Source organism: Pseudomonas savastanoi (genome assembly GCF_020917325.1).
Taxonomy (GTDB): Bacteria; Pseudomonadota; Gammaproteobacteria; order Pseudomonadales; family Pseudomonadaceae; genus Aquipseudomonas; species Aquipseudomonas amygdali.
On sequence record NZ_CP076652.1, the window covers coordinates 379,628 to 396,326 of the forward strand.

Annotated in this window: 10 protein-coding genes; 4 read left to right on the forward strand and 6 right to left on the reverse strand. The window is 60.0% G+C overall.

Going from position 1 to position 16,699, the window contains the following annotated elements; translation table 11 throughout:
* Positions 1-234: 234 nt before the first annotated feature.
* From KP808_RS01775 to KP808_RS01800, 6 genes are all read right to left on the reverse strand, one after another.
* On the reverse strand, positions 235-813 hold the full coding sequence (locus KP808_RS01775; RefSeq protein ID WP_058408285.1) for a lipocalin family protein: 579 nt from the start codon (positions 811-813) through the stop codon (positions 235-237).
* 3 nt (positions 814-816) lie between these two features.
* Positions 817-1,071 carry an outer membrane protein assembly factor BamE domain-containing protein gene (bamE, locus tag KP808_RS01780; RefSeq protein WP_002551616.1) on the reverse strand — a complete coding sequence of 85 codons (255 nt, stop codon included), beginning with the start codon at positions 1,069-1,071 and terminating at the stop codon, positions 817-819.
* A gap of 240 nt (positions 1,072-1,311) precedes the next feature.
* Entirely contained in the window at positions 1,312-2,322 is a 1,011-nt protein-coding gene (locus KP808_RS01785) for a class 1 fructose-bisphosphatase (protein ID WP_004666507.1), read from the reverse strand.
* Between the two features lie 134 nt (positions 2,323-2,456).
* A complete protein-coding gene (locus tag KP808_RS01790) occupies positions 2,457-3,806 on the reverse strand; it encodes a DUF3999 domain-containing protein (RefSeq protein ID WP_230018780.1) in 1,350 nt (449 codons plus the stop codon).
* Between the two features lie 26 nt (positions 3,807-3,832).
* Entirely contained in the window at positions 3,833-6,637 is a 2,805-nt protein-coding gene (locus KP808_RS01795) for a DUF2339 domain-containing protein (RefSeq protein WP_230017340.1), read from the reverse strand.
* A gap of 254 nt (positions 6,638-6,891) precedes the next feature.
* Positions 6,892-9,342: a glycogen/starch/alpha-glucan phosphorylase gene (locus KP808_RS01800; protein ID WP_219170797.1), complete on the reverse strand. Its 2,451-nt coding sequence runs from the start codon at positions 9,340-9,342 to the stop codon at positions 6,892-6,894.
* A gap of 279 nt (positions 9,343-9,621) precedes the next feature.
* Here KP808_RS01800 and pip point away from each other — a divergent pair, with 279 nt between their 5' ends.
* The 4 genes from pip to mdoH all read left to right on the forward strand — a co-directional run bounded on the left by pip (position 9,622) and on the right by mdoH (position 15,839).
* Positions 9,622-10,593 (forward strand): prolyl aminopeptidase, encoded by a 972-nt coding sequence (pip, locus tag KP808_RS01805; RefSeq protein WP_058408283.1) that lies wholly within the window; start codon positions 9,622-9,624, stop codon positions 10,591-10,593.
* Between the two features lie 39 nt (positions 10,594-10,632).
* A complete protein-coding gene (dtd, locus tag KP808_RS01810; RefSeq protein ID WP_230017341.1) occupies positions 10,633-11,070 on the forward strand; it encodes a D-aminoacyl-tRNA deacylase in 438 nt (145 codons plus the stop codon).
* A gap of 265 nt (positions 11,071-11,335) precedes the next feature.
* A complete protein-coding gene (locus KP808_RS01815) occupies positions 11,336-13,264 on the forward strand; it encodes a glucan biosynthesis protein G (protein WP_058402810.1) in 1,929 nt (642 codons plus the stop codon).
* Positions 13,257-15,839 (forward strand): glucans biosynthesis glucosyltransferase MdoH, encoded by a 2,583-nt coding sequence (gene mdoH / locus KP808_RS01820; RefSeq protein ID WP_230017342.1) that lies wholly within the window; start codon positions 13,257-13,259, stop codon positions 15,837-15,839. Before KP808_RS01815 ends, mdoH begins: the two co-directional genes overlap by 8 nt.
* Positions 15,840-16,699 lie beyond the last annotated feature (860 nt).

Genomic DNA, 16,699 nt, shown 5'->3' on the forward strand with positions numbered 1-16,699 from the left:
GCGGAGCATGGGCACGATAGTGTTCTTGCGGACGTCTGGCGTTCCTCACTTTCCTGCCACGACGCTCATCGTTCCTCACGCTCCAGCGTGGGAATGCCGTGGGTGACGCTCCGCGTCACAAATCTGCGCCGCGCCGTCCATCGAAAATCGGACGCGGAGCGTCCAGAAAGGCATGCGACGCAGAGCGTCGCACGATGATCAATAATGTTCTTGCGGACGCCTGTTCCAGCCCGCTTACTTCTCGCCCTTGCCGATCTTCGAATCATCTTCGCGCCAGATCAGGCGGGACGTGTCGTAGCCTTGCTGACGAGCCTTGCTAAGCATGTTTTCCCTGACCGATGCGGAGACGGTCGGTGTGCGCGACAGCAGCCACAGGTATTTGCGGTCCGGGTTGCCGACCACGGCGGTCCGGTAGCCTTCGCTGACGTCCAGAATCCAGTAGTCACCCTTGGCAACGCCCGGCAGCAGGCGCGAGAACCAGTTATCGAACACTACCCACAGCTTGTCGGTCTTGCCCGGTACTTGCGGCGAGGCAGTGCCCTTTGCTTCTTCCCACTTGCCCTCGATAGTGCGGCAACGGTTGGTCACCGCAATGTTGCCGTCGTCCTTGAGCGCGTAAAGCGCCTCGGACTGGGCGCACTTGCGCTGGAAAAACATTGGCAGGCGGGCGATCTCGTACCAGGTGCCCTGATATTGCTTGAGGTCGACGCTGTCGACTGTCCTTGGTTCGAGGTTGTCAGCCGAGTGGGCAAAACCGATGGCCAGAAAGCTGGCCATGACACAAATTCCAAAACGTACCAGTACCTTGATCATGGATTATTTCAGACCCTGACCCGAGAACAGCACAACCTTGTCTGCCGCATACTGCACGCTGATAAAGGTGTTCTGGTCACCCCATGTGCAACTGGACATGCCCAGTGCACCGGAACATTCCGTCGGGCTGCCCAGCAAGGATTCGACCTGTGCCTTGGGCATGCCGGCGGAAATTTTCGAGTAGTTTTCCTGGGTGATCTTGCTGCAGGCAGCCAGAAATACGCAGAACGAGAGTAACGCGACAGTGCGCAAGGACATGGGTGTAGCTCCTGAACGGAAGGGGGTCGCGTCGCAGTGCAAGCGGAGGCTGGCTGGCGCAGTACCGCAAGCTTAGAAGAGAAAAAGGGAATCTGGTTCCCGGACGGCGCAAGGATTTATGCCGTAGATCAGATGGTTGGCCCGCAGGCCTGTGCCGAACGCATCATCGAATGCTCGTTTGCCTGTCGCCGGGTGGTGATTCAGACGGGCCGAATCACCACTGGCGCACAGCAAGCCTTCTTACTCTTTGTGATACGCGGTAGCGCGTTCGACTTCTTCTTTCGAGCCCAGGTACACCGCTACGCGCTGGTGCAGGCCTTCCGGCTGAATGTCGAGAATGCGCTGATGACCGTCGGTGGACGCGCCGCCAGCCTGCTCGACCAGGAAGGACATCGGGTTGGCTTCATACATCAGACGCAGTTTGCCCGGCTTGGAAGGCTCGCGGCTGTCGCGCGGGTACATGAACAGACCGCCACGGGTGAGGATACGGTGCACGTCGGCCACCATCGCAGCGACCCAGCGCATGTTGTAGTTCTTTTTCAACGGGCCTTCTTCGCCGGCCAGCAACTCGTTCACGTAGCGCTGTACCGGGGCTTCCCAGTGGCGCTGGTTGGACATGTTGATCGCGAATTCCTGGGTGGACTCCGGGATTTTGATGTCTTCGTGAGTGAGCACGAAGCTGCCCATTTCGCGGTCCAGCGTGAAGCCTTTCACGCCGTCGCCCAGGGTCAGCACCAGCATGGTCTGCGGGCCGTAGATGGCGTAACCGGCGGCGACCTGTTCGGTGCCCGGCTGCAGGAAGGCCTTTTCATTCAGCGCTTCGTTCTGGCTGAGGTATTCGTTCGGGCAACGCAGTACCGAAAAGATGGTGCCGACCGGAGCGTTGATGTCGATGTTCGACGAGCCGTCCAGCGGGTCGAAAACCAGCAGGTACGCGCCCTTCGGGTATTTGCCCGGGATCTGGTAGGCGTTGTCCATTTCTTCGGACGCCATGCCGGCCAGGTGACCGCCCCATTCGTTGGCCTCGAGCAGGATCTCGTTGGAGATCACATCGAGCTTTTTCTGCACTTCGCCCTGAACGTTTTCGGTGCCCATGCTGCCAAGTACGCCGCCCAGCGCGCCTTTGGAAACGGCGTGGCTGATTTCCTTGCATGCGCGCGCCACAACTTCGATCAGGAAGCGCAGATCGGCAGGGGTGTTGTTGCTGCGAGTCTGCTCAATCAAGTAACGACTTAGTGTAACGCGGGACATGGATAGCTCCGAAAATAGGGGGTATGAAAACCCGCGCAGTTTAACGCGAGTGGCGACGTAATACTGCTATCAGACTGGCTTATGACTGTTTCAGTTCAGATGTCGGGCAAAGCGCACCCGACAGCCTGTGTGTTTCAGCGTTTTGATGCGCGCAGCGTGCTGAACGCCATCCAGCCCAGAAACAGTACCCCGAGCAGCAGAACAGCCCAAAGCCCGAGGCGTTTGAAGTCCATGCTCTGCGGCACCGCTATCGGCGCAGCTGCCATGTTGGCAACAGATGCCGTAGCGGGTTCCGCTGTCCCGAGCGAGGCCAGTTTTTCCGGACTCAAGTCGGGGATCAGGGTGGCCAGCGACAGGTTCGCCGCCTTGACGTTCGGGTTGCCGATGGCCAGCGTGAAGGGCCCTTCACCGCGTGCCAGGAATACGATTTCCGTGGCAGGCACGGCCACGCTCAACTGCGGCGCTTCACTGCCCAGCCCGCCGCCGCGATCATCCACCACCAGTTTTAGCTGTTGAACGATGCGCCCGGACAACTGCAGCTGGTCCTGCAAGACATCGCTGTTGTTCTGCGATAACCGGTACAACAGGCCACTGCTGATCGGCTGCCAGGGTTGTTTCGCGTCCATCCGACCGTAAAGCGTCGCCGGTGCGAGGCTGTTTGGCTGGGCAATATCGACCTTGACGCGCCCTACCGGCAAGCCGCTCGGCAGTTGCCATACATATTCGTTGGGGCTTTCGACGACGCCCTTGACCGGTGGCGACCAGGTCAGCGGCGGGGTCGGGCTTTCAGTGCTGGCGCTGAGCAGGTGGGCGGAGATCAACAGGGGGGCGCTGTGCGGGGCGCGCCACAACAGACGCAGGTAGCGGGCGCTCTGGCCGGGCAGGCCGACTTCACGTTGCTCAATCACTTCGTCGGCAAATGACAGCCGGGCAACCTGCCCTTCGCCCCAGTTGCGCCAGTGCTGCAGGTCATCAGTGGCTTCGATGCTGAAGTTCTGGAAACCTTCACGCTCGGTGCTCCAGTCGATCACCAGCTGCTCCAGTGGCGCCTTGATCGCGCTGGTGTCCAGCAACCAGCCGCGCAGCACTTCTTCACCAGCCTCGATATCGCTTTGCGGCTGGACCTCGATCACGCTGCCGTTGCTTGAGCGCTCGATACGGATGACCGGCGCGGCATCGCCTGCTTCCTGCGTGCTGTACAGGGCAAACCATTTGACCGGGATCGGCGTGGGTTCCTGCTCGCGTGCAGGCTGTCGCGGCGTGATCGAATAAGCCTGCGGCTGGCCTTCGGCATTGAACACGCGCACATCACCCAGGTCGCCCTGCCGGGCATTCAACTGGACGGCAAGCGGTAACTCGATGCGATACCAAGGCCCGTCGCCGCTAAGGCTCAGTGGGGTCTGGCTGGCAAAGTCCGTCGGCTTGTCCTGGGCGACGGCGGTTACCGCCGTGCACAAGGCCAGGCCAAGCACGGCGATCTTCATGGCGGGATGACTCAAGAACGTTTTCCTCATAGCTTATCCGGCGCGGCGGTCGGGCCTGGGCCGGGTTCTTCGCCGACCTCTCTGGCAGAGTGTTTCGGCGGCAATGGTGCGAAATATCCCACCACCAGTAGCAGAATGCCAACACCGATGAACGAGACGATTCGCTCCATGCCGCCACGGTTGCTCAGCTCGACGAAGAACAGCTTGATCACCACCACGCCGATCAATGCTGCGCCGCCCAGCCAGAGCTCGCGGTTGCTGCGCATATGACCGCCGATCATCAGGGCCAGTGCCATCAGCGTCCAGACTATCGATAACCCGGCCTGGACGCGCATCGAGTCGAGCAGCGCCCCGGTGTTCCATGGCACATCAGCCCAATGATGCGCCGTGCGCATGACCATTGCCGTGACGAGTGCAAACAGTGAAGCGCCTGCCACCAGCAAGGCAGCATTGCGAGGGCGTGTGAGGTACTTGCGTATCCACAGGCATACCCCGGCCAGAGCTAGCAGCAGGCCGATTTCCAGCGGGTTGAGCAGCGGGATATAGGGCAGCGGTTCCGCCGCACCGTCGCTGAACGTGTTCGCCAGCCAGAACCACGCCAGCATCAATGTCGCCAGTGGTGCCGCGGCCCCGACATGGTAGGCCTCGGGGCAAGCCTTCACCGGCCATGGCCACTGACGCTCTGAGCTCATCGCCAGCAGGAACAGGCTGGGCAGAATCGCCCAGCCCAGCCAGCGCCAGGCGTTGTAGGACTCGGACAGCTGCAACAGGCCGAAACGCAATTCCAGCGCCAGTACGGCGATGATCAACAGGCAGCCTGTGGTGTGAGCGATACGTTGCGCGAGGATCGGCAGCGTGTCTGCCAGATAGTGCAAGGTCAGCAGATGCACGGCGAACACGGCTGCCCAGGCCAGCCAGCCCCAGTTCGCGGCCGGGTGGTAATGCTCACTCAGCGAGCCCAGTAACAGAAGGGCGCTGACTGGGGTGAGTACGCTGCACAATACGGCGAGGTCTGGCCAGTGCAGACGCAGGGCCAGCACTGCCCAGATAGCTACGCTGAGCGCAGCCGCGATCAACAGCAGTGGCGTCTGCACGCTGTTCGGTGCGTACAGTTGCACGACGCTGATCAATGAAGCCGCCCACCAGATCGCGCCCCATATCGTCAGTACCGTTCTGGCGATTTTCTGATCGATGATCATCAGGGTGTTGAAGCGGAACACGCTCCAGGCGCTGATCAGGGCCGCGATGGCCAGAATCATCGGTGTCCAGTAGTCGCCAGCCCAGCTGGAATTGTCTGAATCACTGATCAGCATTGCGCTGGCGCACACCTGCAACACCAGGCCGAAAACCTGTGCCAGCTTGCGGTGCTGGCGCAGGCCCAGCCAGAAAACCGCTGCGCCTTCCACGGCCCACGCGCAGGTCGTCCATTGCGAACCGAGACCCAGCGGGATGGCCAGCGTGGCAAACACCACGCCCAGCGCCAGGCAGGTTTCCATCAACAAAACGGTTCGACCGGTCGCACGTGCCGCCAGCCAGCGTGCCAGCCCCATGTAGATCAGGCCCAGCGCGAGCGCGCTGAGCGCGGCACCGAACTCAAGGTGTTCGACCAGCGCGTATTGCAGGCCGAACCCGACGATTGGCGTGCCAAACAGCAGGGTGCCGTCGACGTAATCACCCTGACGTGCCGACCAGCGCAGCTGTGTTTCGCGACTGGCATCCGCTGGCGCGTCAGTCAGTTCCAGCAGCTTGCGACGCGCAAACAGCAGGCCGATGGCCAGGTACATCACAAAGAACAGAATCAGAAAGGGCTCGGTGCTCCAGAACAGCTCGGGGGTGTAAGCCCGTATGCCCCAGGCGAAACCGATGCCGAAAGTGCCGAAAAAGCCGATCAGGTTGAGAATGCGCCAGGCCTTGAACCAGGCGATGGCAATGATGCCCGCGTTGAGCAGGGCAAAGTAACTGAACAGCGAGATGTGGCTGCCTTGCCCGGTCGACGCGAGCAGTGGTGCTGCGAATCCACCCAGCGCACCGGCGCAGGCCAGGGCCAGAGCATTCTGTGTCAACGCCAGAATGGCCGAGAAAGCGGTGATCGCTACCAGCAGCACAAAGCCCGGTGCCGGATCGAGCAGGGCGTGCAATTTCATCGCCGCAAAGACGGTCAGGTACAACACGCCTACGCCTGCGCCTTGCAACATCAGCGCGTAAGGGCCGTTGCGCAAACGCAGCCACCAACCCAGGCCGAGCAGGGCCAGCGCGCTGGCGGCGACTGCGGCGTAGCGTGCTTCAATCGGTACGACCATGCCTTCGGTGGCGTAGCGCAGCAGAAAGGCCAGCCCGAGAAACAGCACCACTACGCCCACTCGCAGTACCGTATTGCCGCCCAGCAGCCAGTCTTTTGCGCGATTGATGGCGCTGTCCGGCAGATTGGGCTGTGCTGCCTTTGAAGGCTGACGGATTTCGGTGGCGGGTTCGACAGACCCTGTTGCCTGCGGCTCTTCGTCTGGCAGGTCCCAGATCAGCTCGGGGCCATCAGTGGGTGCCTCGATAATGATCGCATCGACTGGAAGCGGCGCGGCGTCCTGCGCAGGTGGCACGCCGGATGTGGACTGACGCTCGAGCGCGCTCAGGCGCTGCTCAAGGGCATCGAGGGATTGGCGGGTTGCGAGCAGTTGTTGCAGTTGGTCGGCGGATTGCCTGCCAAGCAGGCGCATGCGAATGCCCGCCCAGACGGCCCAGGCCATGACTGCGCCGATCAGCGAACCTGCCCACTCGTCATAGCTAAGCGCGTAGCCCAGCGCTGCACCGCCCACCACCAGACAAATCCAAAGCACGCGACGACATCCTTTTCGATGTGTGAAGGTTCATCGAGCGCAGTATATAGGGGCGGGCGGACATCGTTTGTAATGTTTTATGCCGGGGGGCACCAGAGTCTCTGCAGGACTGAGACAGATCCTTGAGGCGCTTGTGGGAGTGAGCTTGCTCACGAAGGCGTCGTTTCGAGCGCCTTCTTTGCGGAGACCTTAATGGCCTCTTCGCGAGCAAGCTCGCTCCCACGGGGGTTGTGTAAGTATGTTCAGGCTCCGAGTCAGTCCAGCGCCTTCCAGATGTCGCCGGCGTACTCGCGAATGGTCCGGTCCGAAGAGAACCAGCCCATGCGTGCGGTGTTGAGCACCGCCGAGCGCCACCATTCCTTGGAATCGTGCCAGCGTTCCTCGACTTTGGCCTGTGCTGCCCAGTACGAATCGAAGTCGGCACAGACCAGGAAGCGGTCATAATCCAGCAGCTGATCGATCAGTCCCGCGTAACGGTTCGGATCATCCGGCGAGAACACGCCGCCACGAATCGCTTGCAGTACATCGTTCAAACGCCCCGATGCCGCCACGTCTCCATGTGCGTTGAATTCGCCTGCGCGCTTGCGGGCTTCGACCTGTTGCGAGGACATGCCGAAGATGAACATGTGCTCCAGCCCGACCTGCTCGCTCATTTCCACGTTGGCACCGTCCAGCGTGCCGATGGTCAGCGCGCCGTTGAGGCCGAACTTCATGTTACTGGTCCCTGAAGCTTCCAGGCCTGCCGTGGATATCTGCTCGGACAGGTCGGCTGCCGGGATGATGCTCTCCGCCAGACTGACGTTGTAGTTGGGCATGAACACCACTTTCAGCAGGCCACGCACCGTCGGGTCGTTGTTCACGGTCCGGGCGATATCGTTGGTCAGCTTGATGATCAGTTTGGCCGAGTGATAACTGGCCGCCGCCTTGCCGGCGAAGATCTTCACCCGCGGAACCCAGTCTGTGCCTGGCTCGGCACGAATCGCCTGATACAGCGCAACGGTATGGAACAGGTTCAGCAACTGGCGTTTGTATTCGTGAATCCGTTTGACCTGAACGTCGAACATCGCTGCAGGGTTGACGGCAATGCCCAGGCGTTCATGAATGATCGCTGCCAGTGCGCGCTTGCTGTGCAGGCGTTGATCGGCCATCTGCTTGCGGAACGACGACTTCTCGGCGAACGGCTCAAGCTCTTTGAGGCGCGTCTCGGCATTGTCCAGAACGTCCTCACCGAGCGCTTCGACGAGCATTTCGGTCAGCTTCGGGTTGGCCTGGAACAGCCAGCGGCGGAAGGTGATGCCGTTGGTTTTGTTGTTGATCCGCTCCGGATAGATCTTGTGCAGCTCGGCGAACACGGTCTTGCGCATCAGTTGGGTATGCAGCGCCGAAACGCCGTTGACGCTGTGCGAGCCGAGGAACGCCAGGTTGCCCATGCGTACCCGACGACCATTGTCTTCTTCGATCAGCGATACCGCACGCAGCACATTGACGTCGTCGACGCCTTTGGCGCGCAGTGTGTCGATGTGTTGTGCGTTGATCAGGTAGATGATCTGCATGTGGCGCGGCAGCATCCGCTCCATCAGGCCGACCGACCAGGTCTCCAGCGCTTCCGGCAGCAGCGTATGGTTGGTGTAACCAAGGGTGCCGACGGTGATTTTCCAGGCGGTGTCCCACGGAATGTTGTGGTTGTCGATCAACTGACGCATCAGCTCGGCCACCGCAATGGACGGGTGCGTGTCGTTCATCTGAATCGCTGCATGGTCTGGCAGATCGGTCAGCGTGGCGTGCTGGTTCAGATGGCGGCGCAGCAAATCCTGCAGCGATGCGGAAACGAAGAAGTATTCCTGGCGAAGGCGCAGTTCCTGACCCGCTTCGGTTGCATCGTTCGGGTACAGCACGCGGGAAATACTTTCGGCGCGCACTACTTCGGCGACGGCGCCAAAGTGGTCGCCCGCGTTGAAACGTTCCAGATGCAGGTCTTCCACCGCACGGGCGCGCCACAGGCGCAGGGTGTTTACGCTTTTGCCACGCCAGCCGACCACAGGGGTGTCGTAAGCAATGGCCCGAACGGTTTCGCCCGGACGCCAGACCTGACGCGAGTCGCCCGCTTCGGTCACCACGGTGTCGACGCTGCCACTGAAGCCGATGGAGTACACCACCTCAGGACGCTCGAATTCCCACGGGTTGCCGAAGTCCAGCCAGTTTTCGGTCTGTTCCTGCTGCCAGCCATCGACGATGCCCTGCCGAAACAGTCCGTGCTCGTAACGAATGCCGTAACCGTGCCCAGCGATGCCCAGGGTCGACATGCTTTCCATGAAGCACGCCGCCAGACGGCCCAGGCCGCCGTTGCCCAGCGCAGCATCCGGTTCAAGCAAGCGGATACGTTCGATATCCACACCCAGCTCGGTCAATGCTTCGCGAGCCACTTCCAGCAGGCCGAGGTTGCTCAGGCTGTCGTAGAGCAGTCGGCCAATGAGGAATTCCAGAGACAGGTAGTAAACGCGCTTCTGGACCTTGCGATAAATCTGCCGCGTGTGGTCCATCCAGTGTTCGACCATGTGGTCGCGGGCGGCAAGGGCAACAGCTTCAAACCAGTCATGCTCAAACGCATGGTCGGGGTCCTTGCCCACCGAATAGGTGAGTTTGGCGAGCACAGCGGCGCGGAAAGCAGCCACATCAGCGTCACGAACAAGTGGTTCCTGAGACATCGGTACAACCTCAAGTAGTCTGACGAATGGAAAACGGGATTCTTAGACTGTAGGCGTGTCGTCAGTTATTTCCTGAAAATAGTAGAAATAATTGAAGGCAGCGCCCTCGCTTCGACCCAGTGCAACGGCTCTGGTTCGCGCGCTGACCAAATTGGCAAAACGCTTGCATCGATCGTTCCATCCCGATCAATGACGTGCAGCATGCTGATTCTTCGTTTCGGGTTTATGATGCCAACGGCAGAATAATAGAAGCCTCTGAACTGGACTTATGGAGCACTTATGCAGACTTTGTACCCGCAGATCAAACCCTACGCCCGGCACGATCTGGCCGTGGAACAACCGCATGTGCTTTACGTCGATGAAAGCGGCTCGCCAGAAGGGTTGCCAGTGGTATTCATTCATGGCGGCCCTGGTTCCGGATGCGATGCGCACAGTCGCTGCTACTTCGATCCTAACCTGTACCGCATCGTAACGTTTGATCAGCGTGGCTGCGGTCGCTCCACACCGCATGCCAGCCTTGAGAACAACACCACCTGGAAACTGGTGGAAGACCTGGAGCGGATTCGCGAGCACCTCGGAATCGACAAATGGGTGCTGTTCGGCGGCTCATGGGGTTCGACCCTGGCCCTGGCTTACGCGCAGACCCATCCTGACCGTGTGCACGCGCTGATTTTGCGAGGCATATTCCTGGCCCGTCAGCAGGAAATCGACTGGTTCTATCAAGCGGGTGCCAGCCGTCTGTTCCCTGATTACTGGCAGGATTATGTCGCGCCGATCCCGCTGGATGAGCGCGACAACATACTGGCTGCCTTCCACAAGCGGCTCACCGGGCCGGACCAGATCGCCCAGATGCACGCCGCCAAAGCCTGGTCGACCTGGGAAGGGCGTTGCGCAACCTTGCGCCCCAACCCGCAAGTGGTCGATCGCTTCGCCGAACCGCACCGTGCGCTGTCCATTGCGCGCATCGAATGCCATTACTTCATGAACAAGGCGTTCCTTGAAGAAAACCAGTTGATTCGCGACATGCCAAAGATCGCGCACCTGCCGGCGATCATCGTCCACGGTCGTTATGACGTCATCTGCCCGCTGGATAATGCCTGGGAGTTGCATCAGAACTGGCCCGGCAGCGAACTGCAGGTCATTCGCGAGGCTGGCCACTCGGCATCGGAATCCGGTATCGCCGATGCGCTGGTGCGTGCCGCTGCAGAAGTTGCGCGCAACCTGCTCCACCTCCCGCCCGAAGAAGCATGACAGTAGTCTGGTATTGGTTTTGAGTCTGGAAAGGCATTTATGAAAGGTTTGTTGCAGCGCGTGCGAAACGCACGCGTCGAGGTGGGCAACGAAGTTGTCGGCGCTATCGATCAAGGCATCCTGGTGCTGGTGGGCATAGAGCCTCAAGACACTCGCGCCAGTGCCGATAAGTTGCTGCACAAGCTGCTCAATTACCGAGTGTTCAGCGATGCCGACGGCAAGATGAATTTATCCTTGCGCGAGGTGGGTGGCGGGTTGTTGCTGGTTTCGCAGTTCACGCTGGCCGCGGATACCAAAAGCGGGCTGCGTGCGGGGTTCTCGAAAGCCGCTGCTCCAGCGCTGGGTGCCGAACTGTTCGACTATCTATTGAGTCAGGCCAGAATCGCGCATACCCCCGTGGCTGCGGGCCAATTTGGTGCGGACATGCAAGTGCATCTGATAAATGATGGCCCAGTGACATTTTTGTTCGATACATAAGCTACGATTTCATCGTTTCTCCCCTGAATTTTCCGGTCGAGTGGGAAATAAATTTCTTTGCCATACCTGATGCGTTGTGGCGCGCGCTGCTGGATAATCGCGCGTTACGGGGATCGACACTGTTGGTCCATTTGGTATGACAAAAGCGGTTCTGACACCTGATTGGGGAATCATTAAGCCCATTCGGAGTCGGAACAATGCTCGCCAACCCGGCATTGATAGCTGGCCGTTGGTTTTTTCATCTGTTTTTCGGCGAGGGTTGCTCGTGATTGTTAGTCCCTGTGATGCTCCAAAGACACCTGTCAAGCGGTTGCGTAGTGCACTTCTGGCAAGCTCGGCCCTTGTATGCCTGTTCAGTGCAGGTCAACTGTGGGCGTTCAATCTTGATGATGTAACGGCAAAAGCCAAAGAACTGGCCGGGCAGAAGTTCGAGGCTCCAAGGAGCAATCTGCCGAACGAGCTTCGCGATATGAAGTTTGCCGACTATCAGAAGATTCGCTTCCGTGATGACAAGGCCGAATGGGCGGGCGAAAAGACTCCGTTCAAAGTGTCTTTCTACCACCAGGGTATGCACTTCGACACGCCGGTCAAGATCAATGAAGTGACCGCCACCAGCGTCGACGAAATCAAGTACGACCCTAGCCGTTTTGATTTCGGCGATCTGAAGATCGACCCCAAATCCACCGAGAAACTGGGTTATGCCGGTTTCCGTGTCCTGTATCCGATCAACAAGGATGACAAGCAGGACGAAATCATGACCATGCTGGGCGCGAGCTACTTCCGCGTGATCGGCAAGGGTCAGGTCTATGGCCTGTCCGCACGCGGCATGGCAATCGACACTGCATCGCCGTCTGGTGAAGAGTTCCCGCGCTTCAAGGAATTCTGGATCGAGAAGCCGGGCCCGGATGACAATCATCTGGTGATCTTCGCGCTGCTCGACTCGCCGCGCGCCACCGGTGCTTATCAGTTGACCCTGCGTCCTGGCACCAACACCCTGGTTGACGTCAAATCGCGCATGTTCCTGCGTGACAAGGTCAACAAGCTCGGTGTTGCGCCATTGACCAGTATGTTCCTGTTCGGTGCCAACCAGCCTTCGCGTGTACCTAACTATCGTCGCGAACTGCACGACTCCAGCGGTCTGTCGATTCAGGCTGCCAACGGTGAGTGGCTGTGGCGTCCGCTGAACAACCCTAAACATCTGTCTATCAGCAGCTTCTCGGTCGAAAACCCGCGTGGTTTCGGTCTGCTGCAACGTGGCCGTGACTTCAGTCAGTACGAAGACCTCGATGACCGCTATGACAAGCGTCCAAGCGCCTGGATAGAGCCAAAGGGTGACTGGGGCAAGGGCACCGTCGAGCTGGTCGAAATTCCGACTGCCGACGAGACCAACGACAACATCGTGGCCTACTGGAAGCCTGAGACTCTCGCAGAGCCAGGCAAGGAAATGGCGTTCGATTACCGTCTGCACTGGACCATGCAGGAAAACTCGATCCACTCGCCTGATCTGGGCTGGGTCAAGCAGACCCAACGCTCCATCGGTGATGTGCGTCAGTCCAACCTGATCCGTCAGCCGGATGGCAGCCTTGCCTTCCTGGTCGACTTCGTGGGCCCGGTACTGGCCGCATTGCCGGAAGACAAGACCATTCGCAGCCAGGTGACCACTGACGACAACGTCGAGCTGGTGGAAAACAACCTGCGCTACAACCCGGTCACCAAAGGCTACCGCCTGACCCTGCGTGTGAAGGTCAAGGATTCCGGCAAGCCGACCGAAATGCGCGCCTACCTGTTGCGTGAAATCCCTGCCGAACCGGGCAAGGAACCTGCGCTGCTCGTTGCAGACAAAGCTGAAGAGAAAAAGGCTGCTGCCAAGGAAGCTGCCAAGCCGGCAGTTGCCAAGGAATCTGCCAACGACCAGGTAGAAATCGCCAAGGCCGACGCGCCGAAGCCTGAAGCCGCCAAACCCGAGACCGCCAAGCCTGAAGCTGGCAAGGCCGACGCAGCCAAAGGCAAAGGCGAAGTTGCCAAAGCCGATGCAGCCAAAGCCGACGCAGCCAAGGCTGACGTAGCCAAGGACAAGGACGGTAAAGAGATTCAGCAGCCTGAAACCGAGGCAGCACCCACCCATCCGGAACCGGCCAAGACGTTGCAAGTCATGACCGAGACCTGGAGCTATCAGTTGCCGAGCGATGAGTAATTCTCTACCGGTGCCAGTGTCTCTGAACGAGTACCTGGCGCATTTACCGATGAGCGACGAGCAGCGGGCAGAACTTGCCGGCTGCAAGACCTTCGCCGAGTTGCATGAGCGTCTTTCTGCGCAGCCGGTCAATGACCCTGCCGAGGCCGCTCAGGCTTCGGTGGGTCGCCGCCTTACGCTGACCACCGCAGACCAGCTGGAGGACGCCGAGATGCTCGGCGTCGATGCCAGCGGTCGCCTGTGCCTCAAGGCCACACCGCCGATTCGCCGGACCAAGGTCGTGCCAGAGCCATGGCGCACCAACATTCTGGTACGCGGCTGGCGTCGCCTGACCGGCAAGACCAACCCGCCCAAGCTAGAGCACGACGATCTGCCTCGTGATCTGCCCAAGGCGCGCTGGCGTACCGTCGGTTCGATCCGCCGCTATATCCTGCTGATCCTCATGCTGGGTCAGACGATTGTGGCTGGCTGGTACATGAAGGGCATTCTGCCGTATCAGGGCTGGTCGCTGGTTTCGCTCGACGAAATCACCCGTCAGACCTTTGTGCAGACCGCCATGCAGGTTATGCCTTATGCCTTGCAGACCAGCATCCTGTTGCTGTTCGGGATTCTGTTCTGCTGGGTATCGGCCGGTTTCTGGACCGCGCTGATGGGCTTCCTGGAGCTGCTCACCGGTCGCGACAAATATCGCATCTCGGGTGCCAGTGCTGGCAACGAGCCGATCGAAAAGGGCGCGCGTACTGCGCTGGTCATGCCGATCTGCAACGAGGACGTGCCTCGGGTTTTCGCCGGTCTGCGCGCTACGTTCGAGTCGGTCGCCGCTACAGGTGATCTGGATCGTTTCGATTTCTTCGTGCTCAGCGACACCAACGAGACTGACATCGCCGTTGCCGAGCAACAGGCCTGGCTGGACGTGTGCCGCGAGACCAAAGGTTTCGGCAAGATCTTCTATCGCCGTCGTCGCCGTCGCGTAAAACGCAAAAGCGGCAACCTCGACGACTTCTGCCGTCGCTGGGGTGGTGAATACCGTTATATGGTTGTGCTTGATGCCGACAGCGTCATGAGCGGTGAGTGCCTGACCAGTCTGGTTCGCCTGATGGAAGCCACGCCGGACGCCGGTATCATCCAGACCGCGCCACGTGCGTCGGGCATGGACACGCTGTATGCACGCATGCAGCAGTTCGCTACCCGAGTCTACGGTCCGCTGTTCACAGCCGGTCTGCACTTCTGGCAGCTGGGTGAATCCCACTATTGGGGTCACAACGCGATCATCCGCATGAAGCCGTTTATCGAGCATTGCGCCCTGGCGCCGCTGCCGGGTAAAGGTGCCTTCGCCGGTGCGATCCTGTCTCACGACTTCGTCGAAGCTGCGCTGATGCGCCGTGCCGGCTGGGGCGTGTGGATTGCTTATGACCTGCCGGGCAGTTATGAAGAATTGCCGCCCAACCTGCTGGACGAACTCAAGCGTGACCGCCGCTGGTGCCACGGCAACCTGATGAACTTCAGGCTGTTCCTGGTCAAGGGCATGCACCCGGTTCACCGTGCGGTGTTCCTGACTGGCGTGATGTCGTATCTGTCGGCACCGTTGTGGTTCTTCTTCCTCGTGCTGTCCACAGCCTTGCTGGCGGTGAACACACTGATGGAGCCGACCTACTTCCTTGAACCGCGTCAGCTGTATCCACTGTGGCCACAATGGCACCCGGAAAAAGCCGTTGCGTTGTTCTCGACCACCATCGTCCTGCTGTTCCTGCCTAAACTGCTCAGCGTCATTCTGATCTGGGCCAAGGGCGCGAAAGGCTTCGGTGGCAAGTTCAAGGTCACTGTCTCGATGCTGCTGGAAATGCTCTTTTCGGTGCTGCTGGCACCGGTGCGCATGCTGTTCCACACCCGCTTCGTACTGGCCGCTTTCCTGGGCTGGGCCGCAACCTGGAACTCGCCGCAACGCGACGACGACTCCACGCCGTGGATTGAAGCCGTGAAGCGTCATGGTCCACAGACACTGCTGGGCGCATGCTGGGCCTTGCTGGTGTTCTGGTTGAACCCGAGCTTCCTGTGGTGGCTTGCGCCGATCGTGGTGTCGTTGATGCTGTCGATTCCGGTGTCGGTGATTTCCAGCCGTACCAATCTTGGCGTCAAGGCGCGTGACGAGAAGTTCTTCCTGATTCCTGAAGAGTTCGAGCCGCCGCAAGAGCTGATCTCTACGGATCAGTACACCTACGAGAACCGCTGGCACGCCCTGAAACAAGGCTTCATTCGGGCTGTGGTAGATCCTCGCCAGAATGCTCTCGCCTGCGCCCTGGCAACCTCGCGTCACCGTCAGGCACAGCCAATCGAAGTCGTGCGTATGGAACGTGTTGATCAGGCTCTGAAGGTAGGCCCGGCCAAACTCGGCAATCAGGAACGTCTGATGCTGCTGAGTGACCCGGTCGCCCTTGGCCGCTTGCACGAGCGCGTCTGGAGCGAAGGTCACGAAGAGTGGCTGGCCGCGTGGAGAGCTTCCATCGAAGCTGATCCACATGCGCCCTTGCTGCCTTTGCAGCCTGTAGGTAAAGCGTCGGAGCCGGTCCCGGTCTAAGACTGCCCGGCTACGAAAAAAGCCCCTGCCGCTTAGCGCGTCGGGGGCTTTTTTATTGGGCTTTGTGGCACATAAATGCACAGGACATGGTCAAGACGGGTTCTCCAGAACACCGCTCGTTCCTCACGCTCCAGCGTGGGAATGCAGTTCATGACGCTCTGCGTCGCCAGAGGACGCAGAGCGTCCAGACCGGCATGCCCACGCTGGAGCATGGGCACGATAGTGTTATCCCTGACGACGCTCGTTCCTCACGCTCCAGCGTGGGAATGCAGTTCACGACGCTCTGCGTCGTCAGAGGACGCGGAGCGTCCAGACCGGCATGCCCACGCGGAGCATGGGCACGATGGTGTTATCCCTGACGACGCTCGTTCCTCACGCTCCAGCGTGGGAATGCAGTTCACGACGCTCTGCGTCGCAAGAGGACGCGGAGCGTCCAGACCGGCATGCCCATGCGGAGCATGGGCACGATAGTGTTATTCCTGACGACGCTCGTTCCTCACGCTCCAGCGTGGGAATGCAGTTCACGACGCTCTGCGTCGTCAGAGGACGCGGAGCGTCCAGACCGGCATGCCCACGCGGAGCATGGGCACGATAGTGTTATCCCTGACGACGCTTGTTCCACACGCTCCAGCGTGGGAATGCAGTTCACGACGCTCTGCGTCGTCAGAGGACGCGGAGCGTCCAGACCGGCATGCCCACGCGGAGCATGGGCACGATAGTGTTATCCCTGACGCGCTCGTTCCTCACGCTCCAGCGTGGGAATGCAGTTTACGACGCTCTGCGTCGTCAGAGGACGCGGAGCGTCCAGACCGGCATGCCCACGCGGAGCATGGGCACGATAGTGTTATCCCTGACGACGC